General features: G+C 54.9%; 30 protein-coding genes and 9 pseudogenes. 6 read left to right on the top strand and 33 right to left on the bottom strand.

Annotated features, from left to right (window positions below; translation table 11 throughout):
* Positions 1–396 precede the first annotated feature (396 nt).
* Positions 397–1,396 (top strand): annotated as a pseudogene (locus PGX04_RS02430) (IS630 family transposase).
* Between the two features lie 89 nt (positions 1,397–1,485).
* Here the strand turns inward: PGX04_RS02430 and PGX04_RS02425 are convergent.
* The 6 genes and pseudogenes from PGX04_RS02425 to PGX04_RS02400 all read right to left on the bottom strand — a co-directional run bounded on the left by PGX04_RS02425 (position 1,486) and on the right by PGX04_RS02400 (position 5,660).
* On the bottom strand, positions 1,486–1,836 hold the full coding sequence (locus tag PGX04_RS02425; protein WP_273737059.1) for a hypothetical protein: 351 nt from the start codon (positions 1,834–1,836) through the stop codon (positions 1,486–1,488).
* A gap of 399 nt (positions 1,837–2,235) precedes the next feature.
* On the bottom strand, positions 2,236–2,565 hold the full coding sequence (locus PGX04_RS02420) for a hypothetical protein (protein ID WP_273737058.1): 330 nt from the start codon (positions 2,563–2,565) through the stop codon (positions 2,236–2,238).
* 77 nt (positions 2,566–2,642) lie between these two features.
* Positions 2,643–2,852, bottom strand: coding sequence for a DUF8129 domain-containing protein (locus tag PGX04_RS02415; RefSeq protein WP_273737057.1), 210 nt, complete (start codon positions 2,850–2,852; stop codon positions 2,643–2,645).
* Between the two features lie 109 nt (positions 2,853–2,961).
* Entirely contained in the window at positions 2,962–3,927 is a 966-nt protein-coding gene (locus tag PGX04_RS02410; protein ID WP_273737056.1) for a DUF7995 family protein, read from the bottom strand.
* A gap of 149 nt (positions 3,928–4,076) precedes the next feature.
* Positions 4,077–4,751, bottom strand: a pseudogene (locus tag PGX04_RS02405) (IS6 family transposase).
* A 117-nt stretch (positions 4,752–4,868) separates the two neighbouring features.
* The gene (locus PGX04_RS02400) at positions 4,869–5,660 is read right to left on the bottom strand and encodes an IclR family transcriptional regulator (protein WP_273737055.1); all 792 of its coding nucleotides are present in this window, start codon (positions 5,658–5,660) and stop codon (positions 4,869–4,871) included.
* A gap of 226 nt (positions 5,661–5,886) precedes the next feature.
* Between PGX04_RS02400 and PGX04_RS02395 the strand changes: the two genes are divergently transcribed.
* Positions 5,887–7,089, top strand: coding sequence for a CaiB/BaiF CoA transferase family protein (locus PGX04_RS02395; RefSeq protein ID WP_273737054.1), 1,203 nt, complete (start codon positions 5,887–5,889; stop codon positions 7,087–7,089).
* A gap of 207 nt (positions 7,090–7,296) precedes the next feature.
* Here the strand turns inward: PGX04_RS02395 and PGX04_RS02390 are convergent, their stop codons facing one another.
* Together PGX04_RS02390 and PGX04_RS02385 are read right to left on the bottom strand one after the other, a co-directional pair.
* Entirely contained in the window at positions 7,297–7,854 is a 558-nt protein-coding gene (locus PGX04_RS02390) for an aldolase/citrate lyase family protein (protein ID WP_273737100.1), read from the bottom strand.
* Positions 7,746–8,105, bottom strand: a complete 360-nt coding sequence (locus PGX04_RS02385) for an aldolase/citrate lyase family protein (protein ID WP_273737053.1) — start codon at positions 8,103–8,105, stop codon at positions 7,746–7,748. Before PGX04_RS02385 ends, PGX04_RS02390 begins: the two co-directional genes overlap by 109 nt.
* A 179-nt stretch (positions 8,106–8,284) precedes the next feature.
* On the opposite strand from PGX04_RS02385, the gene PGX04_RS02380 reads away from it, so the two are divergent.
* Positions 8,285–9,646 (top strand): CitMHS family transporter, encoded by a 1,362-nt coding sequence (locus tag PGX04_RS02380; protein WP_273737099.1) that lies wholly within the window; start codon positions 8,285–8,287, stop codon positions 9,644–9,646.
* A 728-nt stretch (positions 9,647–10,374) separates the two neighbouring features.
* On the opposite strand, the gene PGX04_RS02375 is transcribed toward PGX04_RS02380, so the two are convergent.
* The 22 genes and pseudogenes from PGX04_RS02375 to PGX04_RS02285 form a co-directional block, all read right to left on the bottom strand.
* Positions 10,375–10,518, bottom strand: a complete 144-nt coding sequence (locus tag PGX04_RS02375) for a hypothetical protein (RefSeq protein WP_273737101.1) — start codon at positions 10,516–10,518, stop codon at positions 10,375–10,377.
* Positions 10,511–11,448 (bottom strand): annotated as a pseudogene (locus PGX04_RS02370) (DUF955 domain-containing protein). The gene PGX04_RS02375 and the pseudogene PGX04_RS02370 overlap by 8 nt, the downstream one beginning before the upstream one ends.
* A 119-nt stretch (positions 11,449–11,567) precedes the next feature.
* A complete protein-coding gene (locus tag PGX04_RS02365; protein WP_273737052.1) occupies positions 11,568–12,497 on the bottom strand; it encodes a transcription initiation factor IIB in 930 nt (309 codons plus the stop codon).
* Positions 12,498–12,802: 305 nt separating this feature from the next.
* A complete protein-coding gene (locus PGX04_RS02360) occupies positions 12,803–13,333 on the bottom strand; it encodes a PIN domain-containing protein (RefSeq protein ID WP_273737051.1) in 531 nt (176 codons plus the stop codon).
* Between the two features lie 9 nt (positions 13,334–13,342).
* Positions 13,343–14,065 carry a DUF7437 domain-containing protein gene (locus PGX04_RS02355; protein ID WP_273737050.1) on the bottom strand — a complete coding sequence of 241 codons (723 nt, stop codon included), beginning with the start codon at positions 14,063–14,065 and terminating at the stop codon, positions 13,343–13,345.
* 71 nt (positions 14,066–14,136) lie between these two features.
* On the bottom strand, positions 14,137–14,298 hold the full coding sequence (locus tag PGX04_RS34970; RefSeq protein ID WP_465263785.1) for a DUF8030 family protein: 162 nt from the start codon (positions 14,296–14,298) through the stop codon (positions 14,137–14,139).
* A 365-nt stretch (positions 14,299–14,663) separates the two neighbouring features.
* Positions 14,664–14,873: pseudogene (locus PGX04_RS02350) on the bottom strand (HalOD1 output domain-containing protein); the annotation flags it as partial.
* Between the two features lie 34 nt (positions 14,874–14,907).
* Entirely contained in the window at positions 14,908–15,069 is a 162-nt protein-coding gene (locus tag PGX04_RS34345) for a DUF7563 family protein (RefSeq protein WP_425498425.1), read from the bottom strand.
* On the bottom strand, positions 15,062–15,247 hold the full coding sequence (locus PGX04_RS02345; protein ID WP_273737049.1) for a hypothetical protein: 186 nt from the start codon (positions 15,245–15,247) through the stop codon (positions 15,062–15,064). The genes PGX04_RS34345 and PGX04_RS02345 overlap by 8 nt, the downstream gene beginning before the upstream one ends.
* Positions 15,244–15,564, bottom strand: coding sequence for a DUF8118 domain-containing protein (locus tag PGX04_RS02340; RefSeq protein ID WP_273737048.1), 321 nt, complete (start codon positions 15,562–15,564; stop codon positions 15,244–15,246). The genes PGX04_RS02345 and PGX04_RS02340 overlap by 4 nt, the downstream gene beginning before the upstream one ends.
* A gap of 107 nt (positions 15,565–15,671) precedes the next feature.
* Entirely contained in the window at positions 15,672–16,016 is a 345-nt protein-coding gene (locus PGX04_RS02335; RefSeq protein ID WP_273737047.1) for a hypothetical protein, read from the bottom strand.
* A pseudogene (locus tag PGX04_RS02330) lies at positions 16,016–16,480 on the bottom strand (hypothetical protein). Before PGX04_RS02330 ends, PGX04_RS02335 begins: the two are co-directional and overlap by 1 nt.
* A complete protein-coding gene (locus PGX04_RS02325) occupies positions 16,480–17,124 on the bottom strand; it encodes a hypothetical protein (RefSeq protein ID WP_273737046.1) in 645 nt (214 codons plus the stop codon). The pseudogene PGX04_RS02330 and the gene PGX04_RS02325 overlap by 1 nt, the downstream one beginning before the upstream one ends.
* A 372-nt stretch (positions 17,125–17,496) precedes the next feature.
* The gene (locus PGX04_RS02320; protein ID WP_273737045.1) at positions 17,497–18,012 is read right to left on the bottom strand and encodes a hypothetical protein; all 516 of its coding nucleotides are present in this window, start codon (positions 18,010–18,012) and stop codon (positions 17,497–17,499) included.
* A 195-nt stretch (positions 18,013–18,207) separates the two neighbouring features.
* Positions 18,208–18,555 carry an SWIM zinc finger family protein gene (locus tag PGX04_RS02315; protein WP_273737044.1) on the bottom strand — a complete coding sequence of 116 codons (348 nt, stop codon included), beginning with the start codon at positions 18,553–18,555 and terminating at the stop codon, positions 18,208–18,210.
* 550 nt (positions 18,556–19,105) lie between these two features.
* Positions 19,106–19,462: a type II toxin-antitoxin system PemK/MazF family toxin gene (locus PGX04_RS02310; protein WP_273737043.1), complete on the bottom strand. Its 357-nt coding sequence runs from the start codon at positions 19,460–19,462 to the stop codon at positions 19,106–19,108.
* Entirely contained in the window at positions 19,463–19,732 is a 270-nt protein-coding gene (locus tag PGX04_RS02305; protein ID WP_273737042.1) for an AbrB/MazE/SpoVT family DNA-binding domain-containing protein, read from the bottom strand.
* An 11-nt stretch (positions 19,733–19,743) separates the two neighbouring features.
* Positions 19,744–19,989 (bottom strand): DUF8012 family protein, encoded by a 246-nt coding sequence (locus tag PGX04_RS02300; RefSeq protein ID WP_273737041.1) that lies wholly within the window; start codon positions 19,987–19,989, stop codon positions 19,744–19,746.
* 74 nt (positions 19,990–20,063) lie between these two features.
* Positions 20,064–20,531: a hypothetical protein gene (locus PGX04_RS02295; RefSeq protein WP_273737040.1), complete on the bottom strand. Its 468-nt coding sequence runs from the start codon at positions 20,529–20,531 to the stop codon at positions 20,064–20,066.
* A gap of 1,242 nt (positions 20,532–21,773) precedes the next feature.
* A pseudogene (locus PGX04_RS34340) lies at positions 21,774–21,974 on the bottom strand (prenyltransferase); the annotation flags it as partial.
* Positions 21,975–22,609: 635 nt separating this feature from the next.
* Positions 22,610–22,783 (bottom strand): annotated as a pseudogene (locus PGX04_RS34965) (PD-(D/E)XK family putative nuclease); the annotation flags it as partial.
* Between the two features lie 55 nt (positions 22,784–22,838).
* Positions 22,839–23,027 (bottom strand): annotated as a pseudogene (locus PGX04_RS02285) (hypothetical protein); the annotation flags it as partial.
* Here PGX04_RS02285 and PGX04_RS02280 point away from each other — a divergent pair.
* Positions 23,001–23,480 carry a Cdc6/Cdc18 family protein gene (locus tag PGX04_RS02280; RefSeq protein WP_273737038.1) on the top strand — a complete coding sequence of 160 codons (480 nt, stop codon included), beginning with the start codon at positions 23,001–23,003 and terminating at the stop codon, positions 23,478–23,480. The pseudogene PGX04_RS02285 and the gene PGX04_RS02280 sit on opposite strands and share 27 nt — an antisense overlap.
* A 45-nt stretch (positions 23,481–23,525) precedes the next feature.
* On the opposite strand, the gene PGX04_RS02275 is transcribed toward PGX04_RS02280, so the two are convergent.
* A complete protein-coding gene (locus PGX04_RS02275) occupies positions 23,526–23,813 on the bottom strand; it encodes a PadR family transcriptional regulator (protein ID WP_273737037.1) in 288 nt (95 codons plus the stop codon).
* An 88-nt stretch (positions 23,814–23,901) separates the two neighbouring features.
* Positions 23,902–24,099, bottom strand: coding sequence for a hypothetical protein (locus tag PGX04_RS02270; RefSeq protein WP_273737035.1), 198 nt, complete (start codon positions 24,097–24,099; stop codon positions 23,902–23,904).
* 108 nt (positions 24,100–24,207) lie between these two features.
* Between PGX04_RS02270 and PGX04_RS02265 the strand changes: the two genes are divergently transcribed.
* The gene (locus tag PGX04_RS02265; protein ID WP_273737034.1) at positions 24,208–24,552 is read left to right on the top strand and encodes a DUF7344 domain-containing protein; all 345 of its coding nucleotides are present in this window, start codon (positions 24,208–24,210) and stop codon (positions 24,550–24,552) included.
* Between the two features lie 135 nt (positions 24,553–24,687).
* Here the strand turns inward: PGX04_RS02265 and PGX04_RS02260 are convergent.
* Positions 24,688–24,963: pseudogene (locus PGX04_RS02260) on the bottom strand (PadR family transcriptional regulator); the annotation flags it as partial.
* A gap of 180 nt (positions 24,964–25,143) precedes the next feature.
* Between PGX04_RS02260 and ddfA the strand changes: the two are divergent.
* Complete coding sequence (ddfA, locus tag PGX04_RS02255) at positions 25,144–25,449, top strand: DdfA family disk-determining factor (RefSeq protein ID WP_273737033.1); 306 nt, start codon at positions 25,144–25,146, stop codon at positions 25,447–25,449.
* The last annotated feature ends 11 nt before the right edge of the window (positions 25,450–25,460 follow it).

The following is a 25,460-nucleotide window of genomic DNA, read 5'->3' as shown; positions in this document are numbered from 1 at the left end:
ATACGGGACAGAATATGTTAAAATGGCCTCATGATCTTGAAATTCGTATCGACCGTTCTCACAATTCGCGGGTGGATAGTTGGGCGATCACGCGTATCTATTTTGAATAGTTTTTGCATTACTACGACCGCCAGCGCCGGACTGGAGGTCCATGATCTCTGTTGCCCGCGGCCATCTCTGTAATGCGATCTGGTACCGGTTGTGGCCGATCATCTTGCTCAAATCGACTGTCTTCGGATTCAACCTCCTCGTCGACAGATTACGCGACGTTTTCGACCCGCACGCACATAGGTCGAATGCTGACTACGATAACACGGCAAATGCACTCAACCGTCCGAAACGAGAGAACTATAGTACCCGTTAGAACTTTCTACTCAGAAACTGTAGTTGGATGTAATGGATCACCTTGATGAGATCTCTGTCGAGGAATTGCAAGATGCTCTCGACAATGCTGAGGGAAAGAAGCCGACACAACGGCTATTAGCGGCAATAGCGTACAAAAACGGTCTTACATAAACTGAACTAGCCGAGTGGTACGGCGTTCAGCGACGGACAATCTATAGCTGGCTCAAGCGACTCGACACCGACGAGTCGATTGAACAGGCCATGACTGATACTCACCGATCTGGGAGAAAACGAAAGCTCTCAGTAGATGAGCAAAAGGCGTTCGAAGAAACTGTCCACCAATCTCCTGCGGAAGTTGGGATTGACGCGCCGGCGTGGACGCCGGCGCTTGTCAAGCAGTATCTGAAGAAGACGTACGATGTCGAGTACTCAATCCCGAGCTGTCGGCGGTTGCTCAAAGAAGCGGGGTTGAGTTACCAAAAACCACGCCGTACAGCCGCCGAGTCTGATGCTGACGAACAGCAAATGTTCCGCGAGAAACTTAAAAAAGCGGCGGAAGATGGACGCCACCGTAGTCTGTATCGATCAAACCAAGAAATTAGTCTAGGTTAAGCCGCGTGCCGCGTGGTTTCCGCGCGGCAAGCGGCCAGCTGTTGAATTATCCGGACAACGCGACTGGACGTGTCTTTTGGGCGCGATCACCGTTTTCGGTGATCGCTTTTTCGCTCGATTCGAAGAGTACGTTACTGCCGATTACGCGAAACATTCCATTCTCAAATTATGTAAAGAATTCGAAGATGATCTGCTCGTTGTGTGAGATGGAGCGCCGTACTTTCAGGCGTCGACCGTCACGGACTTGGCGGCCCGTGACGACCTCGCATTCATCACATTGCCGGCGTATTCGCCAGAACTAAATCCGGTCGAAGAGTGCTGGCGACAGCTGCAAACGACTCTTAGTAATCGGTTCCTCGACTCGCTTGATGAACTCACAACAGCGATCGATACCGCTCTTGAGCAACTTTCTGTGCCAAAGACGAGCAATTATTTCTAACGTCTACTATAGGATGGTGACGCCTGAAACACGAGTCTCCTCACTCCTGAAGGGAGGTGGAACAACAGAACCGCATGCGAGGGGTCGGATCAGTGGGAAGCCCAGCCGAAGAAGAGCCAACCGTCGCCATGCTTGCCTTTTAGCCCGTGCTGTTCGCGATAACGCTTGGCTCCCGTCGTCCCCGAACAGTTGATCGCTCCGGCGGGACCCCACTTACTTCGGATCCGCTCATCTCCATCCTCGAGTAGCTGGTGCGCGTATCGACGTTTCTGCTTTCTGTGATGCTCTTGCTCGGGGATGACTTCGAACGAGGACTTTTCGGCGATCGTCCCCGTATAGCCGCCGTGGCCGTGCAAATGCTTCGCGTCCTCGACGGCGTTGCTGAACGCCTTGTCGGCAGTCTCCCCGAACGTGAGCGTCTCGAACGTCACGGCACCCATTAGGATCGCTCCTCCTCGAGCGCTTCGAGGACGGTTTGGTGGCGATTCGTCTCTGGGCAGTCGGTTTCGTAACACATCGATCTCACCGAAAGCGCTCTGTTTCGAGCGCCTCCATGCCTCTGGGGCGCGATCAACACCACCGGACGATGTGACGCGGATTCGGCGTCTCACCTGCTTGTGGGACGGTACAGGCACCGCTCACACTCGAGAAATTGCTCTCGGTTCTCGTCGAATCGTCCAGTCAACACCGCTGCTTCACAGCGGGGACATGGATCACCGTGGGTATAGCCGCCTTTGACTGGTGGATCGGGAGTCGCGACGACCAACGCGCGTATGCGTGCTCTTGCGCTCGTCTGTGTGACTCTCCGTTCGTCAGTCTGAGGGGCATCCTGGGAAGAATCAGTCACTGTGCTCACCGGGCGAATCGAAGAGGAACTGGGCGCTGGCGTCGTCGCCCGTCAGCGTCAGCTGGTCGTCAGCCGTCTCCGCGAACAGCGATGTCTGGTCGGTATTGTCGCCCTTCAAGTATCGAACTTCGACGCGATCGTCGACGCTTTGTGCGAACTCGCTGCCTACGGGGCGATCAAGTCGTGTTTCAATTTCGCGATAACTCATGTCAGCACCGAAATCCTCGAGCGAGGTCGCAACATTTTCTTCGATCGGTTCGAGTCCACCGTCAGCGGTGAACGCTGTCTGCTGTTGGATCGTAAGCTCAGGACGATCTGTCATCTGGAAAACCCTCCACCCCTCTCAAGGGTGCAAACAACACTCTCAAATCTTCGCAGGCGTCGCGATTGGTGGACCAGTCACGACTCCTCGCGAAGCTCTTCAGCTCGCTGAGCTAGCAGTTTGAGGATCGGAAGGCGTTGTTGGTGCTGGTTTTCATAGGCGAAACACGCCTGGAGTGTCTCCATGTCGGTGATTGTCGCGATTCCCGCATCAATGAGCCGGGGATTCGATGACTCGAGGCGCTGTGCTGGCGTCAGTGGCTCGTCAGTGCAATCAGTTTCAGACATCGTGAGATCCTCTCACCTCTCGAGGAGAGAAACAACACCACGAGACGTTGACTCTGATCTGACGGTCATTTTGGAGCAGCGAGAGAGTCTCGCCATCCGGGTTCCTGGTTCACTGGTGGTGCGTGTCCTCTCTTGGATTGTCAGGATCCGGGCCGTGCCGGTGTGACTGACACCGGGTACATTCCCAGATCGGTGAGTCGGGAATCTCTGGAACTGGCACTTCATCGAAGCCACCGAATGTGTGTCGTGTCGTCTCACTGCACGACCTGCACTCCAGATTCCGACGGGTTCGCCCTTCACGAGGAGGGTTCTCGGAGCGATCCGGTGGGGAGACGTGTTCGAGGGCGATCGCGGGAACGATCCAGGTGCGTGTTGGCTCGTCCCGTCGTGGGTATTCGTCAATATCCCAGTTGGGACTAGTTCGCTCGAGCGTACCGCCAGCGATCAGCTGGCCGACCTCCTCGATGTCAGTGATCGGCTTGCCTTCAGCGTCGAACAGCACTGGCTCGAGCGTCGGTCGGTTTTCCTCGGTGTTGTCGGTGCTCTCCTCAGCAGCTATAGTGTAGTCGTGGCCAGCGTTCTGGCGGATGATATCGAGCTGGCGCTGTCCTTCAGTCGTCTCGACGGCAGCGGCACCAGGCAACTGGCCCCATTCACGAGTGAAGCGCGTGACAAGCTCGCCCTCGAGGTCAGCGATCACTTCGCACTCGTCGATACCGTCGATAGAAATGGTGAAGAGACCACCTGTTAATCCTTTGAAAACGGCCTTGGCTTTGCTAATGGCGTTCTGCTCGGTTTTCGCGTCGACGAGAACGTGAACCAGCCCAGTCAGTTTGCGCTTGGTGTCGGGTTCAACCGCCAGATCACCATAGTCGAGGCTGTTCGTGAGGCAGCAGTCGCACTTTGTTCGATCGTGAGCGATCGCTGCGCCACACTCGCACCGATTCTCAGCGGTGGAGTCGTCCTCGTGAGATGCTGGTTCAGGAGCGTCTGGATACCCTACGTGGCCGTTCTCGAGCGAGTCGTCGACATGTCTCGTAGCTACCGTCGTCGACGGCTCTCGAGTCGGTCGCATCGGGGGCAATACTTCCTTCGGGAGCGAACTCCCAGCGATCATCATCGTAGTCGCTCATAGGTGTCGTGTGACTCCTCGGTGTGTCGTCAGTGGCTGTTCTTATCTCTGAACTAGTTAATCTCCAGGTAGTGGGGTGAAAGTGGCACTGTCTAGTTTAGCACCTCTGCTGGCATCTGTCTGTTGAGTGATTGATGTGGTCGTTGTGTGTTGTAGTAGTGTACGAACTGTTCAAGCCACTCTCTGACGCTCGCCCGACTGCTCACCCAGGAGTTATGGAAGCGGTCAACCCGTATTTTGAGAGTATGAAACCACTTTTCGATATGGTTTCGATCGACATAGTCGAGGTGACCGCTCAACCCTAATCGGGAGAGTGCAGTCAGATAGCCTGCACCATCGACGAGAAACTCGGCCTCGGAGAGATCGTGTTTCTCGGCAAGTCCATGCAGAAACGCAGCAGCTGGATCGGTGCCTCGCCGACCAAAGAGTGCGACATCGAGGATGAACTTTGTGTCAAGGTCTATTGCAGCATACATCCAAGATCGGTCGCCGTTAATCTTGACAGCGGTTTCGTCAACCGCGACCCGCGACGGCTTCGCCGTCGGCGGGTCTGGCACGCTATCAGACAGCTGATGTATTCAGTTCCAGATCGCTTGGTGAGAGCGTTTAACGCCGAGTAAGCCAAGAACCGCTTGTATCTCTCGAAGCGAACAACCGGTCGCGTGGAGCTGGACGGCGAACACCTGACGGGCGTCTCCGTCCGCTTTTGCTCCCAAGATTTCAAATTTCGCTGCGTAGCACTCGCTGAGCAGGTCTGCGAGTTGCATGAGTCGTCTTACGATCCAGACATTTACAACCATACAATTGTAAACATCTAATCGGTAACAATGGTTATGACTTTCACGATAGTATATTCCAATATAGAAACTCACAATAAGATGATTTCAAGAATGAACGAGGCTAAGTTCGATTTCATTAGTAACACTTCGTAATATTTCGATCACCTGGGAAGTTTTCTCCTCGCCTTTCATACGATGCGTCGGTCCAGAAACGGTACATGTACCGATAAGCTCCTCCGGAGCGGTCATAACGGGAACCGAGACGGCGAATAACTTTTTTGTACTCTCTGAGCGATTGGTCGCATATCCCTGCTCTCGTATTTTAGCTAGTTCGTCCGAGAGTGTATCCGGATCAGTAATCGTGTTTTCCGTCGCTGCCGGGAGTCCATGACACTGAATAATCTCGTTGACGCGTGAATCAGACATGAACGCAAGCATAGCCTTCCCCGATGCAACCTGATGGACCGGGAGATGCGCGCCTACTCTCGTTCGGAGTGACACGCCCTGATGACCAACCTCCTTGAAGATAATAACTGATTTGCCGTTCGACTCGACCATGTATTGGGCAACTTCCTCGGTCTTCTCAGCAATCTCGGCTATTTTCGGTTTGATGATGTGCTGGCCTTCGAGTTGCTCTCTGACTCGACCACCGAGATCAAGATACCCCAGTCCAAGACGGAACTGGTCACCGTCCTGCTCCACGAAGCCCTGTGTTTTGAGCGTGTTGAGATGCTTGTACACGTTCGCTTTTGAGTATCCTGTCAGTTCGGCCAGTTTACTTACTTTCGCCGTCTGTTCCTGCTTGAGTGCTTTGACGATCAAGAGCGATGTATTGACCGATTTGATTGTGGTTCCGCTGGCTAGGTCGTCAGCGTTGCCCGAGTTTTTCCTTCCCATGTTACTCTGGAATTCCGTATCCAGCTATTTATCAGTTACTCACAGTTGATCATTTCGATATAGAATTCACAATATGAACAGCCACTCTTCGAACGGTCACAGAGATTCCGAGCGCACAACCGATAGGTTGGCTGAGCTACCGTCGAGATACAACCTGATGGGATAAACATTTATTAAGGTTCCAATGCCACGTTCACGTAGCCCGACTACTGAGGGTACGAAAACCATGCTTGACACTGTCACTGTTTTGGACGTAACGCAGGTCGTCTCGGGATCGTTCGCGTCGATGACGCTCGCCGATATGGGCGCTGACGTCATGAAGATCGAACGACCGACGGGCGGCGACGTGGGCCGCCACAATCCGCCCTACGTGGATGATTTCAGCTCCTACTTCGCGTCCGTCAATCGAAACAAGCGATCCGTTTCCTTGAACCTCAAGAGCGACGAAGGGGCGGAACTCTTTCTCAAGTTGGCTGAGGATGCCGATGTAGTTGTCGAGAATTTTCGACCGGGGGCGATGGAACGGTTCGGGATCGATTACGAAGCGGTCGCCGACCGAAATCCAAAAATCATCTACTGCTCAATCAGCGGATTCGGGCAGGAGGGGCCGTACGCTGAGTATCCCGCGCTGGATATCATCGCGCAGGCGATGTCGGGGAACATGAGCATCACAGGACCGCCGGACTCAAAACCGTACCGCTCGGGGATTCCGATCGCCGATATCGCCGGTTCCATGTATGCAGTCCAGGGAATTCTCGGTGCGCTCTTCCGACGTGAACGCACTGGAGAGGGACAATACGTCGATGTCTCAATGTTGGATTGTATGCTCTCTTGGCTGACCGTCAGGGCTGGTTATACCTTCGCGACGGATGAGCCGTATCCGCGAATGGGGAACAAATTGGACGAGTTTGTCCCCTACGGTGTCTTCGAAACAGCAGATTCATACCTCGCGATCGTCGTCGTTCAGGACCATCACTGGGAAAAGTTGTGTACCGCTATCGGTCGCCCCGAGCTCGCGACGGACGACCGGTTTCAGACTGCCGACCGGCGACGCGAAAACCGGGACGAACTCGAGTCAATTCTGGAAGACGAACTAGTCACACAGTCAACGGACGAGTGGTTTGACGTGATGTCCGATCACGGCGTCCCGAGCGGACCGATTTACGACACAAAAGAGGTCTGGGAGGACGACCATGTGAACCATCGGGAGCTATTATCCAGCATACAGCTGGGTGACGAGGAGCTGTCGGTAGTTGATCACCCTGTAAAGTACGCCGACGATACGACGGGGATTACGCGAGGCGTTCCCCGCGTCGGTGAAGACACGTATGAGACACTCGAGCGGATGGGGTACACCGAGGCGGAGGTTGCTGAACTGATTGAGTGCGGCGTCGTCGGATCGCCGGAGACGTCCCACCCGGAGCGGTAGAGAAGGAGCCAGCTGTTCGGCCGCAACGAGTTTCTTCATTTATCTTGCCTGTGAAGTGGTGATAGGCTTAGTCCATCGAGTACTCGAGGTTAGTCAGTCGCGCCGTGACATCGTCGTCAAGTTCGTCCTAAAACGCAGCCGCACGCCAGAGGTGCTCCTTGGCGGTCTCGAGGTTCGCTGTATCAATCATCTCTCCACGGTAGCGGATCACACTCTCACCGCGATCAATCGCGTCTCGCAGTGCTCCGTAGAGGTCGATCCAGTACTCGATGGTTTTGTTATCGGGCGTAAAGCAATCGTTGGCGGGATCAATGTGAGATGGATTACGACGTATCCTTCATAGCCCATTTCGCGAGTGAATTCCATGTCCTCGGTCAAGCCGTCGTGATCGTCGATATCGACATACGGACCAGCGAGTGGATAGTCGATGCCCGCGGCCCTTGCATCGAGCAACGCCTTCTGGCGCATGTGAAGGGTTTCGAGCCCCTTTCGACCCGGTCCTGTCCACTCAATCCGGAGCGCCCGGTTCGTGTCCGTCCCTTTCGTAAGCCCACACATGATGGACGTAACACGTTCGGATGCAAGACAGATTTCGTAGACGTGTTTCATCGCCTGTGCCGTTTCAATCGTCACGAGGAGTTCCGTACCGCCGATAGTTAGTTCGTCGCGCCGCTCGATATGCGTGAGGACGGTTTCAAGCCGCTCAATGTCAGCGGCGGTTTCGACCTTTGGGACGACCAGTCCATCCGGCTCTTGGGGAACGATCGCCTCAAGGTCCCTGGCGTACGGTCGGCTGATGAGTTCGGATGTCCGTTGATGCGGATAAAGATTCGTTGTCCATTGTCATGAACCGTCGGGATTGCGTCCGCGACACTGTCTCTGGCCGCGGCTGTTTCGTCCGACAGGACGGCGTCCTCAAGGTCGATAATAATGAGGTCGGCTCCGTGAGTTGCTGCATCGGTAATCCACTTCGGCCGGTTGCCAGGTACAAACAGCACTGAGCGTGTCGGTTTCATACTTCCGTCGGAGTATCCATTCGTCAGGTTATATGTACTTCGGTCAGCCTAGAGCCGACGTTCAATCCCTTCACCGTAGCGAAAATATCACAGTTATTGACATACACCACAATCATTATTAAGGTTTATCTCTCATCTATGAGATGATGTTAGCTAACATCACACAATCAGTGCCATTAGTGCCATTGCAGCTCGATGGAACGGGGCTTGGGATCGTCGGGTATCTGGTGATCGCACTGATCCTGGTGCTGATAATCGGCAAGATAACGTACGTGGTACCAACGCTGATAATTGTCCCGGTGATCGGAGCACTGGTCGCCGGCTTCGGGCCAGAAGAACTGGGTGAGTTCGTATCGTCCGGACTAGGGGGTATTGTCGAGATTACCGCCATGTTTGCGTTCGCTGTCTGGTACTTCGCAATCATGCGGGATAGGGGGCTGTTCGATCCGCTTGTGAGACGTGTAGTCCACATTGTGTTGGATCGGCCCGCACTGCTCACCTTTGGAACAGTGGTCTTGGCGGTCGCGACGCATCTCGACGGTGCGGGTGCAACAACTTTCCTTATCACTATTCCGGCGCTCCTGCCGCTTTACATGGCACTCGATGCGGATACGAAGATTCTGGCCGCACTGACGGCGTTAAGCGCCGGAACAATGAATCTGGTCCCATGGGGCGGCGTAACGGTCCGAGCGATCGGTTCCGTCGACGCTGCCACCGTCAGCAACGTCTATAATCCGCTGATTCCGGCTCAGATCGCGGGCTTCGTGGCAATCTTCCTAATCGCGTACTATTTTAGCCGGCGGATCGACACGAATATCGATCTTTCCGAGAGCGAACAGGAACAACTCATTACGGAAGCACTCGCCGGAGATGACTCCGATATCAGGACCGATGGTGGAGTAGAAATTGATACTGGGGTGAACTGGCGATGGTACTTTAATGTGCTCGTGACGGTCACAATTATTGCGCTCCTGATGCTCGACGTTACCAGTCCGGCAATTGTCTTCATGACTGGTCTCGTGATTGCGCTCGTGGTTAATGTTAGAGACTACGAGGCACAGAAGAATATCCTCGAGGCGTACTCCCCGGACGTAATGACGTATGTAGGGATCCTCCTGGCTGCGGGTGTCCTTCTCGGCGTTCTTAACGAGTCCGGGATGATCACTGAGATGGCGGGTATCTTGGCCTCAATTATGCCTGAGTGGATGGGATCGTACATGGCCGGTGTCGTTGGACTCATCGCAATGCCAGCGAGTCTTGTGTTCAGTCCTGACGCGTACTACTTCGGTGTGCTGCCGGTGCTGGCGGAGACGGCCCAGGCATACGGGATCCCTGAAGTGGCGGTCGTTCGCGCGTCGCTCATCGGTCAGATGACGGTTGGCTTCCCGCTCTCACCATTGACGGGCGCAACGTACCTGTTAATCGGACTTGCTGACGTCGACCTCGGTGAACATATCAAGTTCACTTTCCTCTGGGCGTGGGCCGTGTCGCTGGTCATGCTGGCCGTCGCGGTTCTTACGGGTGCGATTCCGCTGTTCTGATTAGGCACACCTGTTCTTTCCACATCGGTAATATTTCTTCGGACTACTTCAGGTAGTGGAGGCATTTCCGTCCCTCTCAGTCTGTCGAGAGCAGGCTAATGTGATTGAGTATCCAGCTCTATTTATCAGAACTATAATTTTCTAATACTGTTTCTGATTTGGAGAGGTACGGTGTCGAACGGGCGAGATTGACAGTTATTAATTGGATGCAGAAAGACGATCTACAGCCAATAGTGGGAAAACAGCCAGATCACGTTGTGCTCGACGAAACCGTGATTCAACTCAACGATCAACGCTACTAGCTGTCCGCTGCTATCGATCCCGAACGGATTTCTCCATGTTAAGCTCTATTCGATGCGTATAACCGCACTTACTAAGATATTTCCACGCAAATTTATTAAGAAACACGGCGTCTTCGACGTCGTATTTCCCGGCGATTTGGCTCCGCGGCTCAAAGCTGCACTCCACCATCTTGGCTCCGATTTCGATACGAAAAGTATGGCAATCGGAACGCTGTCGAATGTTGCTTCCAAAAGATAAGACGGCCGACCTCCCAGTTTGAAAACTGTTTTAGAAAGATCGATCTAGTAACCGTTGAAACATGGTTACAGAGCTACGCATACTGCTTGGACTAGCTAATCTGACAAACCTCTCTTGCCGGGGAAAACGGCTTTCTTGGCGTTGAATCGGAGTAACAGCCTGTCTTATTCTCCCGATACTCGCCTCTCCTACACCTTTGTCCGCTGACGAAGTGCGCCCTTGATCTTGAGTGCTTCGACGTCGATCACTCGTTGCAGTTGGTACTCGTCACGACCAAGTCCCTCCGTTTCGAGCGCGTCGACGATTTCGAAGAGGAGGTGCCGATCACTCATCTGTAATCACCTTGTCGACGTCATCGATAATCTCCGCAGCGGTCGAACTGATCCGCTCAAGTCGATTGAGGATAGCCTCCGACTCTTCGCCCTCCCATGCAGCGAGGTAGAACGCCGACCCACTCGTGTCCAGCCCGAAATACCGACCGACGATGTAGCTGACCGCTTCCGCCTCGAGTTCACGTTTCGAGCGTTCGGTCTCGTCGTCGACGTCACCGTGCAAGCGTGCATGGGCGTACTCGTGGACGGTCGTTACGGCAAGGTCGGCGCTGTTCTCACGATCGCGGACCTCGATCAGTGGCCGCTCTGCAGGAGAGCGGTACTGACACACGCCTTTGGCATCTCCGTGAGTCCATTCCACTGGAGAAACGACCTCGACTTCCACTTCAAGCATCGAAGCTCCCTCGAGGAGTGCTGACACCAGTTCGTCAGCTTCTCCGGTCGCCTCCATCTCGAGTTCGGGAAGTGGCTCTCCCTCTGTCTGAGAAATATCGAACACCGGCGCTGGTCGAAAGCCGACGAGTCCCTTCGTCCACTCCTCGGGTGATGTCTCGTCGTATTCGCAGTCGCTTTGATCGTGGTACGACGGTGAGTTCTCACACTCGGGGCACTGCTTTGAGATGATCGGTGCCCAGATCCAGATCGCGCTCTCGCCTTCCGTCACGTGCCGATCGAACTCGTTTTGCCAGGTCCGATAGCCGGCAACGTGAGTCGCGTTCGGACACTGGCGAGTGATTAGAACGTATTCCGGTAGGAGTAGTCATGGAAGTGACTCTGAACGTCGAGCCACTCCTGGAACTGCTCGCTCGAGACTGCATCATCAACCTCGTCAACGAGGTCTTTGACCCAGGTTTCCATCGTACTGTGCATCTCGTCACGTCTGGTGTCCGAATCATCGAAGGACACCTGCGAACAGTCGCTCGTAGTCATCGTTCTTGACGACGGACGCTCCTTCTTGGAACGCCCCTCACCCCTTTGGGGGAAGAAAAACACACTCGGGGGAGCGCTCGAGCGGCTCCGTTACAAGTGTCTCATCCGGGTTGCGACGGTCAGGCTTCGGCTTCAATCTCGAGTAATTCGTCTCGCCGACTGCGGAGCGTGTTCGGTGATGTTCCTGCGATATCGGCGATCCGCTGTTGAGAGAGACAGAATCCGACTCGCTGGGCAGCGAGATAGAGACAGCCCGCTGCGACGCCACTCGGCCGGCAGCCGATCATCAGCCCGCGTTCGTGTGCCGTCTGTGCGAGCTCGAGCGCTCGTCGACGAACCTGATCTGGGACCTCAAGTTCTGTCGCAAGCCTCGGAATTCGATCTGTTGCTGTAATCGGCTGTGTCGGTAACTCGAGTTCGACGTTCATCACGGTGTAGGCGTTGGTGAGTCCCGTCTGATCACAGCGCGCACAGGCTGCGACTTCTGCCCGTGATCGTCCGAGTCCGTTACACCGAGTGGTTGCGTAGACACTGGCTGCAGCCACCGCCTCGAGCGATCGTCCGCGACAGAGCTGCTCAGACTGGGCAGTTCGGAATAGCGAACACGCCTGATCTCGGATACTCTGTGCGAGGCCGAGACGTGCGACGATTCGCCGGATTTCACCGAGCCCATAGGCGAGGTTCCGTTCAGCTTTCGACTGCCACTGGGCACGGGATTGTTCGCGACGCAGCCGGTTCAATTGTCGGCGCTTCGTGCTCGAGAGTGCATTTCCATGTCCGTCTTGCGTGTACCCGATCTCGGTGGAGAGGCCTCGATCGTGGCGTGTCGGTGTCAGCGGGGCGCCGGTCCGTTTCTTCGATCCCTGCTCGTCATGTCGACCCCAGTCTGGTCCCCGATCTAGTTGGGTGTCCTCGAGGATACGTCCACAGTCCTCACAGATCCTCTCGTGGTCAGTCCTTCGAACGTTGCCGCCACAGTCTGGACAGGTAGTTGGAGTCGTCTGAACGCCGTCGTCACACGTAGTCGTGTAGATGTCTCTCGTTGCCATCGATAACTCCGAAGAGGACAACTGATCAGCCCCTTCACTGCTTCTGGGGCGATAAACACCACTAGTTGATTCCAGAGTCCAGTAGGAGGGTCCGTAGTATCGCTGCCAAATTTCAGACAGCTTCCCCAATGGACACACCACGTGAGGGGTGGGGCTCTAACATCGGTCTCTGGCCGGCGTTTCTCGAGACATCGAACCCCAGCGGTACGCTTACTCGCAGACAGCAACCAGCACTGAGGAGATCCACGCAGCGAGTAACCCTATTCGGTTCAAATCCTAAGTAGAGTCGTATCTATTCACTTTGCTCAGATTAACCGCATCGAGTCACCGGAATCATCTCCGATGATGTCTGTCAATCCGTAGACGGAGATCACATCAGTATAGTCCTGTGCAGTGACCGCGTTTTCGATCCCTTTTCGAGCTGGCTTATCATCGGTCAGTACGACCACGCGCTCTGTCGAGCGATCTCTGACGTACTGGATAGCCAGCCCTGCGAGAATCGCATCCGTCTTTTCGACCTCGTGTTCAGGCTTGCCGGTTTCGTTCGCGATCGTTCTCGTGGCGATATCGCTTGCTGCGACCGCATCACCATCTGTCGGTGAGGGAGCATCGATGATTTCAGCCCATCCTTCATCAAGAGCCGTCCGCACACGATCTGTCTCTGACCCGCCAAGCTCTCCAATAACGCGTCGGGGGAGTTTGCACACGGCATCAGCGTTCCGGACAGCGCTCCGAAACCGTGTGTATCTCGGGTTTGATGGGTGTCCGATGGCAAAGAAGATGTTTGCATCGACGAAGACGTCCTGTTCGGAAGAGAGTGGATTACCTCGGCTCATTCAACGACCTCATTCGGGGGAGTCCGACTCTGTCGGGGCACCGTCTACCTCATCAAGGGAAGGAAGATCCATCTGATCATGGACGTCCGGAAATAGATGCTCGAAGAACGGATCATGCGTTCGGCCAACAGTTAGCGCTGGCTCGAGCGCGTAGATGATCATCATCGCTTCGGTGTCGCGAACGTCGATATCGGTCGCGACCATTCGTTGGGTGGTCTTCCCAGCAAAGTGCAGCCCTGCACCTCGCAGCGCAGCGACGAGTTTGCCAGCACCGTAGCGGTCCATGAAATACTCGACGTCCTCGTCAACTTCCTGGAGTGCAAGTGCGTGCAGGACCGTCGGCGTGATGACGATGGGGACGTACTGCTCGATGATGATGATCGGATCGGCCGTCAGCTGCTGGGGACGTGTCGAGTCATCTCGATCGACGAGACCGAGGTCGACGAGCTGGTCGACGTACTCATAGGTCGTCGATTTCGATAGCTCGAGACCGTCCATAATCTCCGGTGGCGAAACGGGCCCCCAATAGCAGACGTAGACGTACACACGAGCGAGCGCTGGCTGATTAAGTAGCTGCACGACCGTCTCGAGCTTCGGCGCGTTCTGGGCAAGCGCTGCCGGATCGAGCGTCTCTTCATCCATGATGTCTGTCGGTGGGGGATCTAACGCATCGATCCCGCCATCAGGACGAATTCGATCATCAGCAGTCATAGTCGTTTGTTCGAAGTCCATGTACTTCAGACTACCGCCGGCTATTTTGACATCAGTGCTCACCAACAAACTGGAGTACCGACGACTGGCAGTTACCTCTCGCCGGTCCGACGACCTGTTCGTAGTTCCCGCGTTGGCTTCACCCTGAACGTATCAAGTTTCTCAATAGGAACAGCATGACTCTGATTCGTCGTCAGTGATGCAGGTCGTGCGAGCCGGTTAATCAGTTCATCACGGACGTCCTGCCGAGACATCGTCTGTTCGTGCCAGCCGAGCCGTTCGTCATAATGGTGAGGATCGGCCTTCCCCGGCGTTGCTGTCTGCGTTGTGGCGGTCGTAGGGCAGTATCTGTTCCTCGCTGTCCCCGTCTCCGACGGGTGGTTGTCGAGAGAGGGGGACGTCTTCGTCAAATGTGTGTTCGTATACGTCTAGGAGTGGCATGATGATCAGTCTTGGAGAGCTTGTAACGCGCCCTCCACCCCTCTGAGGGGGTAAGCAACACCACGTCGATCGCGTCGGAAACGCAGAGGGCTACAGAGAACCCAAATGGTACAATCGAGACTAAGACAGAGTCTACAGTTCGCACGACTCACTGCACTGCTGATCGAGCGTTCGTGTCTCAGGTGGCGCGAACGAGCAGCATCTTCTCGGTGAGTTTGATGTCATACTCACCGACCGAGAACGCGACCGACACCGATTCGCCGGTTGTGACGAGTCGATCGAGCGCCTCAGTGTCGATTGTGTCGGACAGGACGATCCCGTGGGTTGGTCCCAGCTCTGTTGACGGGCAGTTTTCGAGACTCGCGATCGCTTCGATAATTGCAATGCTCGGCGGCGTTTCCGACTACTCGTATTCAAGTTGCTTAGTTGCCATTATCCACCTCCGCTAGGCCAGCCCCTGCTCCATGATATCGCTCGCACTGGGATCGACAGTTCGGACAAGCGTGGAGCGTTCCGGTGTTGTCCGCAAATACCCGCTTGTACTGTTCTGTGACGTGCGCGCCACAGTTCGAACACTCAGGCATCATCAGGCCCCATGTCCGTCTGCTCGTACATGGTGATCGTCGTCTCGAGTTCAGTGATCGCACCTGAGAGAGTCAACGGGTCGGCTAGGTGCTCCTCGAGCGTTTGCAGATCGGTCAGCACTGCTTCGAGTTCGGCTTGCATCCTCTCGTCAGACCAACTGTCGGTGGACTCGCTCATCGCGACTCACGCTCCGGGCAGCCGGGAGCATGCGACAGATTGTCCTGTCCACCGAGTTCGACCAGCAGCTCGCGTTCGCAGTACGTACATCGGATGTACGCCTTCCCACCCTGTTCCGGCGGTTCGACATGCCGCGTGTACGTCGGTTTCTCGGACTCACTCTGAGTAGCCTCGGCTACGGTCCCGCCGTCGGGAACCAACCACTCTGTACGAGCAATCACCTCGGCTTCCGCACGCAAGCGCAGTTTTCGGCCCGTGTCAGTTTCGTCGTATTCGGATCGCTGTACCACTCGATCGATGGTTCTGAACTGGTTCATCGGTTCAAACCCTCCACCCCTCTCAAGGGTGGAACAACACTACGTGCTGTCACGGTCGAATCGGTCGCTGTGGAGCCTGCGATGGAGGGAGTCCAAGGAACCGAACCTCACGTCTCGCCTTTACTCGGATCCACACGTGTGATTTGGCCGACCTTTCCGTGGGCGCCAGCCAGAACCAGCGAAACGTGCTCGAGCATCGAGATATCGGCCACAATCGTGTTCCTATCCTTCTGGAGGACGACGACACCGCTGTCGTGGAGCCAGACGGAGACGCCAATCCCCCAATGATGCCATCGGTCAGCCGAGAGTGCTCTTGATGGAAGTGAGAGACTCTCGTCACCGCGATCGATCGCCGCCTGCACGCCCTGGCGAAGCGCCCACACTTGCGATTCGGTGAGCGTGTCCTCGGGTGCGTCAATCTCGTCGACGTACGTCAGCAGATCTGCCACCATCACGCCTCACCTCCGATGATCCGGTCGACCTCAGCCAGTTCACGCGCTTCAGCGGCCTCGTCCTGATATCCCACGTCGGTGGCATAGCGCTCGAGGACAGTCACGGCTCCATCGTCGTCCGTGGCTGCTCGTTCGAACAGCTTCTCAAGGACAGCGACGACCACTCGATCGGCGACCTGACGGCCAGCATCGGCTGCCTCGCTCTCGGTGCGGCCAAGCCGCGACTCCGGATACGCATAGGTTTTCGAAGGTGTGGACTTCAGGCTCGAACAGTAGACGACATCGAACACGCGATCGTTGTTGGTTGCGTCGAATCGTGAGTTCCCGTAATTATCGAGCAGATTGTAGTTGTTTGCCTCGGATCACTCAGCTACGGTCTGGCCAGTATCGGTGACTACGTGTACTGGTCGCCCCTGTGCGAGATCCAAACAGACGTCACCAAGTTTGATCGATTGCTCGATCATCATTCCTCACCCCCGTCGTCACTGAGAGTGCGAGCAAGCGTTGCGGCCTGCTGTTCAATCGGCTCGTGGTGGGCATGTCTGACGTTCAGGAGCGCAAGATGCGCTCCAAGCCCCCACAGCTCTGCATGGTGCAACTCATCAGCGAACTCCGTGAGAACGTCGTCAGTCGTTTGGCGACCATCGGTGAGCGCGTTAATCCGAGCTGCAATCTGATGAGGGAGTGCATCTCGACAAGAAGGATCTCGTCCTGTGTAGTCAGCCATCGTCTCGACGAGTCCCGCAAATGCCTCAACACGTCCATCGACCGTGACGTCCCACTTTTCGAGGTCATCCTCGTCAACGGCGTACGTCACAGCGTCGGGTTCCTGTCTCTCGAGGAGAGCCTCGAGAGCCGCTCGCTTCCAGCTGCGGTAATCGCGGAAGCTCCAGAACGTGGCGAACTCTTCGAGCGTCTCGATCGAGTACTCGATTGAGATGTCGGCGTGAACACGCTCGGTCGTCTCGTCACCGTAGTCAGTGATCCGGTCGACCGGCCCGCTAGCAGTTGCGAGGAACCGTCGTGGAAGTGGCGTTGTCTCACCGATGGACTGTGCTTCATCAGGTGTCTCCGTTGGCTGTGCTGCCGTCTCGTCTGCTCGTGACATCTGTGATACCCTCCACCCCTCTCGAGGGAGCAACAACACCACGTGCGGTACGTTCGTGCGGATGCTGGTCGACTCGGGCGAAGTTACCCCACGATTTAGTGTCATTTTACCTCGTGGCAGGGTGTCATAGAAAAGTTCCCATACCCTTTCTCTGTAACTACCCGACAAACGGCAAGTACAGGCCAAGGAGTTACCGCTTCCAGCATCCGCGAGCGAAGCGAGCGGTTCACCGCCGGAGCGGGCGAAGCCTGCGAAGGCGGCCTTTTTAACGTAGATTTTTGCAAGCGGTTCGAGCGACCGAAGGAGCGAGGACCCGCAGCAAAAAGGTACGTATGCACACGTAGTTGCCGTTTAGTACAGGGAAAGCGACTATCAATCGGGCTGTCCGTCGTTACTCTTTCGAACAATTACTGGAACGGACCTCGTATATTTCTCCCCTGCTAAGACTACTGTTGCCTCTACCGACCGTGGAGTTACATCAACAACCTTCTGAAAAGTCAATTCTGGCGGATAATTGTTTGCCTCACGTGGGGTTATGTACTCGACAAAAATTACTGTGTGAAATAATCGGCTTCCAACACTTTTCCCTATTCCGTCGACAGGGATAGTCAAACGCTCTTCAATAGCCGATAGCACTGCTGTTGAACCAACAAATGCAGATTTACGTTTCGCCCAGTGTTTGAATTTATTTGTAGTGTACTCCTGTGGTTCTCCCCCAGCATACACGATAGGATACCGTACTTCATCCGACTTTTCAAGGTATGTTATTGCGTCGTCAGTGATCGTTTTTTCCACCGACACTTGCTCTTCCTTTCCTCTCTTCCCCTTCCCCAACTCCAGAAGCCAGTTAGGCTTTGCAACTGCCACGAAGCCGATAAGCGACGTCATACCCGCTCCGAGCGTGGCAACATAACTTCGACGTCTCATATTAAATCTCACATCGTATCTATACTAACGGCTTTTGGTGAAATAATCATTTGAACCTCCGATAGATACGCAAGTGTAGGGAACAGATAGTTCGCTCCAGGTTGGGTGAAAAGAACATCATGCGGATCGTTCTTTGTCTCCCTCTCGTGGGGTAACTCACGGCGCTGGTGGATTCGCTGTGGCCTGCACCCCGCAAGCCTCGAGTTCGCGAATCCGCTGTGCGTTGCGTGCAGCCTCGAGAACGGACGTTCGGATCGCGACTGCAACCCGATGTTTGCATGCACCTTGGTAGTGTTCGTCTGCTGGACACGGACAGCTGTGCGGCAAGCCGTCCTCGATCGTGACCAGATACTCGTGATCCTCGGGATTTGCGTGACTGGCGTTGCGAACGAGGACGCCCTGCGCGACAAGTTCGAACTCGAAGGCTTCGTACTGGGCACGTCGGAGCGTCCGCTGGGTCGGTTCAAGTCGCTCGAGCGGATGTGTTGATGATAATGTAGACATGGGCCAGGTGTAACTACCGGTAGACTGGTCGATCGTGTCGAGTTACGCGCTCTCGTAGTCGGAGCAGATGAGTTGAACGCCGAGGTCACAGGCAGTTTCACAGCTCTGGGTCGGAACAAGCCCGAACTTCCCACAGTAGTCACAGCTCGTGTTAGTGTGCTCAGGGGCGTCGAATACGCCGAAGCGGGAATGCTCGACGGTCGAATCGGTTTCGGTAGTGAACTCAACGGCGAGTGGGTTCGTGATCCGGCTGGCAGTTTGCATCGTCTTTGATCCCTCTACCCCTTTCAGGGAGCGAACAACGCCACCGGCTGTTCAGAGAGCGGACGTCCAAAGCGTGAACGAGAACCAACAAGGAAAGCCCGGCAGCACAACGAGCGAACGCAGCGACCGATGGGAGCGAAGTGAGCGCAGTGAGCAGTCCGGGACCTGGAGGTGGGTGGGAAACGGTGGGTTGGGTGGAGTGGGCTAGAAACGACGCACCAGAACAGCCACCCACGCAAAAGACGAGAGGGAAGGGCCTGCTCGGGTGTGTTAGTTGTCCGGAAAACTACCACGAGCCGCGCAACCCGAGACTATACTCGAGTGCGCTATCAACCTCATTCATCCGCTCATCTGGGACGGATCCGACGACGTTTTTGATCCGGTGTTCGATCGACACAGTTCGGATCTGACTGCACATCGCGACGGAGTCCTCGCGAAGGTGGCTTTCATCGGCCGTTATGAGCACTTCGAACGGATACAACTCGTCATCAAACGACGTCGTAAACGGGACGATGATCGTTGTGGGTGCGTTTTCGTTCCCGACGTTATTCTGGACGACAAGACATGGTCGCGTCCCCCGCTGCTCCGATCCTTTCGTCGGGTTGAGCTCAACGATCACGATGTCTCCCCGGCGTACCTCCATTTATTCCCAGTCCGGGACGTCGCCGAGATACTCGTCAGCCTCTTGCGAAACGCCATCCATCTCCTCATGGAGGTCTCGAAGCTGATCGGCCCGCGCACGATACCCGGCTGCTAGATCGTCCCGAGTGATCGGTTTCTCGATAACAATTTTCCCCGACTCTTTTCGGATTTCTATCTCGTCACCGCCGCCAATGTCAAATTCTTCGCGCAGTTCCTTCGGGAGAGTGATCTGCCCGCGGTCGCCAACACGTCGTTTCTTTACCTCGCCCATACATATTCATATCATATCCATACCCAAAAGGGTATCGGGCGGGCGGGGCCAATTGCTTGGCTGGCCAATCGCCCGGCCGTGCTGGACCCTAGGGATTCTGAGCGTCCTCCACTCTCCAAGAGCGATACGTCTTCAAGGAGTGCCACTCCATCAACGTTTCTCTCTCGATCTTTCTCGCTCAACTGATCCTCGTCGATGCTTCTGAAACAGCTCCACGCGTCCCACAGCAGGTATCCGGGAATATGTTCTTTGTCCATCTGTGATCTCCTCCAACCCCTCTCAAAGGGGTGAACAATGCCACCGGCTGTGCGTTCGTTGCGAAGCTTTCGACTCAGTGGATTGGCTTCGGTCCCCGCGACGAGAGGGCGACCTCGCCGTTCACTCGCTCATCGTCCGTCAGCAGATCGTATTGCTCCTCGAGGTCACTGCAGACGGTTTCTGCGACCTCGAGTGCGTCCTCGAGCGTTGGGACTTCAGTTTCGATCGATCCCCAGTCTGGATTCATGTTTGGGTAGACGGCCACTTGGTACGTGCCGCCGAAGCGGTCGTGCCAGCTCGCCGATGGCTGGTACACCGGTGTCGGTGCGATCGTCACCTCCATCGGCGTCGAGAACGTCGCCTCGTCGATCTCCTCGACAATGAACCGAACCAACGAGAGGACACACTGCTGTCGGCCCAGCGCCCACGGACGGACGTTCCCCTGCTCACAATCCCATGCCGGGAATCGCTCCTCAATGCTTACCGACGTCTCGAGTGCCTGTGCGGTCGCCAGTCGACTGACCGATTCCTGTCTCGACATCTTTCAAACCCTCTACCCCTCTTAGAGGGGCGAACAACACCACCGGGCGGATGCATTGGTGTGTAGTTCCTGCTCGTCAATTGGCCATGAACCGTGTCGCTGGTCTCACTCACAGTCCGAACAGAACGAGGTCGACGTTTCGGATCGTGGCTTTGTCGCAAGCCCCCGTCGTGACCAGACCGTCTGTCCCACGGCTGTCGCACCTAGTGGACGAGCCAGTAAATCCATACCCAGTTAGGGAACTGATAGATGGGGGCGACTCTTGGCAGCGGAGTGCTCCCCTCCTCGTGTCTACCGTGAGACTCGCTACGTAGCTGGGTAGGAACTTACTGGATGGTCCACTAGGACCAGCAAGGACTTTCCCGAGTCGATTGATAGATCGCTCCATGAGCGATAACTCTGCCAAGACACATGAGTGTCCGTTTCCCGATTGCTCGAGGACGTTCGGCGCGATTCCCGAGCTAACCGAACACATCCACACTGAGCACGCTGGTGAGTACCAGCGCGACGACTGGTCTGATACCGCAACCGGCCGACAGTCGCGCCGCGATCGTGACGAGGAGAATGACAACAAGACCGACGAAGAATACCGAGAAACGATCGGTCGCTCGTTGGTACGTCGAAGACGAGAAATCCTACAGAAAAGCTCCATTGATGACGAGACTCCGCTGGTGGGTGTGGGACAAAGACTGACCAGGGTGAAACCTCTCTGCCAATCTAGTAGATAAAGAAAATACAACCAGAGAAAGCATGGAAACAGTGGGTGATTTGGAGTTGTGATACCACGAGTTTGGATACTATGAGACCACGGTCTGAGAGAACAGATCCACTCCCGAACCATAGGACCCACTTGATCGCGACTCGCATATGGTTTCATTGTGACACAGTACCATGATCCATATGCAGGGGGGACGTCGACATTGCCTGTTCAACCCCCTGCAGGGGGATTTAAGCTACCTCGGTTTCCCCTTCCGACGTAGCTTTTCAGCGCTGACGACTCGAGAAACCTGGTTCTCTTTGCTTGAACACGGTCAAAAAGGATATTCTCGACCAATTACAGTCTTCGACGGTCTGTGGTACCGAGATTTCTGATACTTTGACAGGCCGCGGGTGCTGAGGTGACCTGCCTCATTGTAAGCAGGCCAGCTAGATGCTAACATACAACATAGCATAAATCCTATCCTCATTTATACATCCTTTGGAGAATCTTGAGCAACCCGGTTCTCCCGGCCTTTACCCACCCTCGAGGACCTCGCGGGCGCGTTCCGTCCGACTGACCGCGGCCAGCGTGACAACGAGTTGGCGTGATTCGGCGACGGCCACCTAGGGGTCGTCCGCGACGCAGCGACAGTCCAGTCCTTCTTCGAGAAGTCGATCCATCCCGGCCTCGAGGCGCTCTCGTGCCGGCTCGCCGGTCACCACGCCACAGAGGACGGGATAGAACAGTCTATTGCGTACTGAGAGATCGTCGCGATGGTTTGCAGCGGCCCACCGTAACTCGTCGAGTTCATCATCGATCATCCATACCTTGTATTGATCCTCTTTCCCGGTTGCTTCGGGTCGCCTGTAATATTCTATATGAAATCGGTACTAAATACCTTCTGAAGTACAATATTTGTTGAGGGAGACGCCTAATAGCCTGGTCAATACGGGGGTGTAGTTGATTCGTTTCCGACTTATGGAATAAAGCGTGAAGGCTATTATCAACAAGTACCAAGGTTCAATAACTGTTGGAATACAACGAGAGAGACAACATAATCCAGGAGGTACTGTCTAGATAAGGGAAACCGCAAGACAGGACGACAATGAAGTGACGGTATCGGTTGTGAAATTACCATCTATGATTTAACATAAAGAGACCCTGTTCCACGAGCAGCGAAAATTCGGCTGCTTCAGCAAACGTCCCATAAACAGTAATGGTCCCAGATCCCATCGGTGTTGCTTCGACAGACGCTGAAACGGCGTTTGACGTTAGAATCGCTTAACTAGACAGTGCCGACAACGGCTTATGATCAGTTTTCATGACATATTCTGAGGAGGAGGGAAATGAGTGATTACGGTGGAAGAGAATCACTTATTCAGCAGATAGTGCCAATCGATATTTTCGGTTGCTTGGTCCCGCGGTGATTGCCGCCATCGCACCACCGGAGCAGTGGGAACTCGCTCGAGCGGACCATTTTGTCACGTAGGATTGTGCAACCTGATTGTCCATGTCGGGAGACGACGAAACAGTACCAGCCGTCGTGCCGCCTCGAGAACAGATCGATAGACGGGCCTATAGACCACGCGCGCAAAAAACACCACCTACTATCGAACCGTCCCCAGACTCCGCGCCGCATCCGCCGAAACGACGATATCCCGCTCCGAAAGCCGAATCCCGCCGCCGGCTACGCCGTCGATCAACACCGTCAGTTCCTCGAGATAGTCTCGATTTCGATCCTCTCGAGGCGTGAGCGTCGCTTTCCCCGCGTGTTCGATCGCCCGATTCTCGAGAAACCCGCGAGTGTCGGCGTCGAACCCGGCATGATCGGTGGCGGCAAGCTCGAGTACATCGCCCGGTGTTCGGATTCAGATGCTTGCGACGCGATCGCGTTGCTCTCTCACAGCGTCCGGAATACCGCAAACGCCTCGGCCGACCGAGTCACGTGGGCTGTGATCGACGACTCGAAACCCGACACGGACCAAGCCGTGGCTCGCTCCCGACTCTCGGATTTATCTCGTGACCAGCGACTCGTACTCGAGGTCATGGTGGATGTCCATCCGGCGACAACCGGTGGAGTGTATGAAGCGTATTGTGAGCGCGCGGCCAACCAAGTCTACGATCGAACGCTGCGTGGGTGGCTCCCGAAACTCGAGCGCTATGAGTTGATGGTGAAATCCGGGCCGGAGTACGAACCCGTCTACGAAGTTCGGGAGATCGCGTTGAAAGAACTCGGAATTGTGGTATAGATGCGGGTTAGGAGCCGTCTGTTGGCCCATTGTGCCGATCGTCTGCTACTCTGATAGTAGCTCGCCCCCGTACTGGTCTTCCCACTCGCGACGTGCCTCGATCTCACGGCGGCCACGAGCCGTGAGCGTATAGACGTTCGTCCGTCGGTCAGCCGTACCTTTCTCGACGAGGCCCTTGTCGACGAGTGTATCCAGATTCGGGTAGAGTCGGCCGTGATGGATCTCCTTCTCGTAGTACTGCTCGAGTTCGTCCTTGATCGCGAGGCCGTGTGGTTCGTCCTGGCCGGCGATCGTGTACAGCAGGTCACGCTGGAAGCCCGTTAAATCGTACATATTTGTTCGGTGTTCTATCAGGATATAATAGTGTCGAAAACAGCACGGGGAACGGCCATGGTAGGAGATTTAGACGATACCGGATTTGTCAGTCTGCATCGTCTGGGTCGTCTTCTAGCTCACTCGCGTCGAGATCGTCCCACGCACCCTCCTGTTCCCAGTCGACGATCGGCGTTGGTTCCATCCCCGAGCGGTCGCGTATCTTGCCCGTGTATTCAAATCGCTCTCGAGGATACCCAGTGAGATCTGCCAGGATCGACAGTGTGTCAGGTTTGCCACTCGTCATTAGTTCAGTGTAGGTGATGTCTCTCGTTTTATCCTCTATCCGCTTCCCACGACACTCCATTATATAACCCGGTAATATTATAATAGCCCCCATCATGGCAACGCTTACATGCTTGATGATATTTCCCATGACGATGAAGATGGTCAGTTAACCAATGATGTTCTATTTAATATCCTGTCACATGAACGGCGGCGATTTGCCCTGTATTGCCTTGAGAGATATCAAACTCCGATGGCACTCGCCGACCTAGCCGACGAAGTAGCACGGTTAGAATACGATGTTGATACGTTTCTTCAAGTTTCAGGAGAAGATGTGAAAGAGATCTATTTGGATCTCTATCATTCTCATATTCCTAAGATGGTAGAAGTGAATGTCCTGGAATATTCCCAAGAGAAGGACTCCGTGTATCTAAACTACGAACTTTCCGACCTACGCCTAGAGGAGTTGATATAGATAAAAATGAGATACTGCTAGATTCAGTACCTCACAAAGTCAGTTAGAACGTCTGCTTGCTGAGGATGTGCACTCCAAGAAGCAAGTAGACGACTCAACTAACCGTCTTTGTGAAGTACTGAGTCTATGCAGAGGTAGGTCGTCCACGTACTGTTGTTCCCAGTCACGGCGAGCCTCCATTTCCCGTTCTCCACGCCGGGTTACGGAATAGACGTTGGTGCGGCGATCGGCCTGCACCTTCTCGATGAGGCCATTGTCGGCGAGTGTATCCAGATTTGGATACAGCTGGCCGTGATTGATCTCCTTCTCGTAGTAGTTCTCGAGTTCGTCCTTGATCGCAAGGCCGTGTGGCTCCTCGAGTCCTGCCGCAACGTACAGCAAGTCGCGCTGGAATCCGGTGAGATCGTACATATTAAACCTCGTGGCTGTCAGCGGCTTAATAATAGGAGTACCAGTCTCGTATTCCTAGGGAATTATAATGTATGAAACCGCCAGATTCACCAGACGGCTGTCCAACAATCTCTGACAATTCCCAATGGATATCAAGATAGTTTGGCAAGCCTTTTATAGCAGATCATAGTCGAACGGACAATGTCAGAGATAAGTGCGCAGGATAACACGGTAGAATTTTCAGAAGACTCGATCACTCCCGAATGGGGGCAGGGTTCGAAGAATACACCAGTGTTTGCCGTCGTTTCGGCGGTTGTCGATGCAGAGGAGGTCGACCCCGCTGAACTGCCACCGCTATACGAGGCTATTGACCCGGAAGCACTGAATGACCTGTTTACGTCACGCTCTGAATCTTCTGTGGGGAAAGTGGAGTTCCAATATGCCGGGCACGATGTGGTGGTGCGAGGGACTGGCGAGGTTGAGGTCCAGTCGATTCACCAAGCCTAATAAGCACTCTT

The sequence above is a fragment of the Natrinema soli genome (assembly GCF_028618695.1).
Note: the sequence above shows the minus strand (reverse complement) of the source record. Positions and strands in the feature narration are given on the sequence as shown.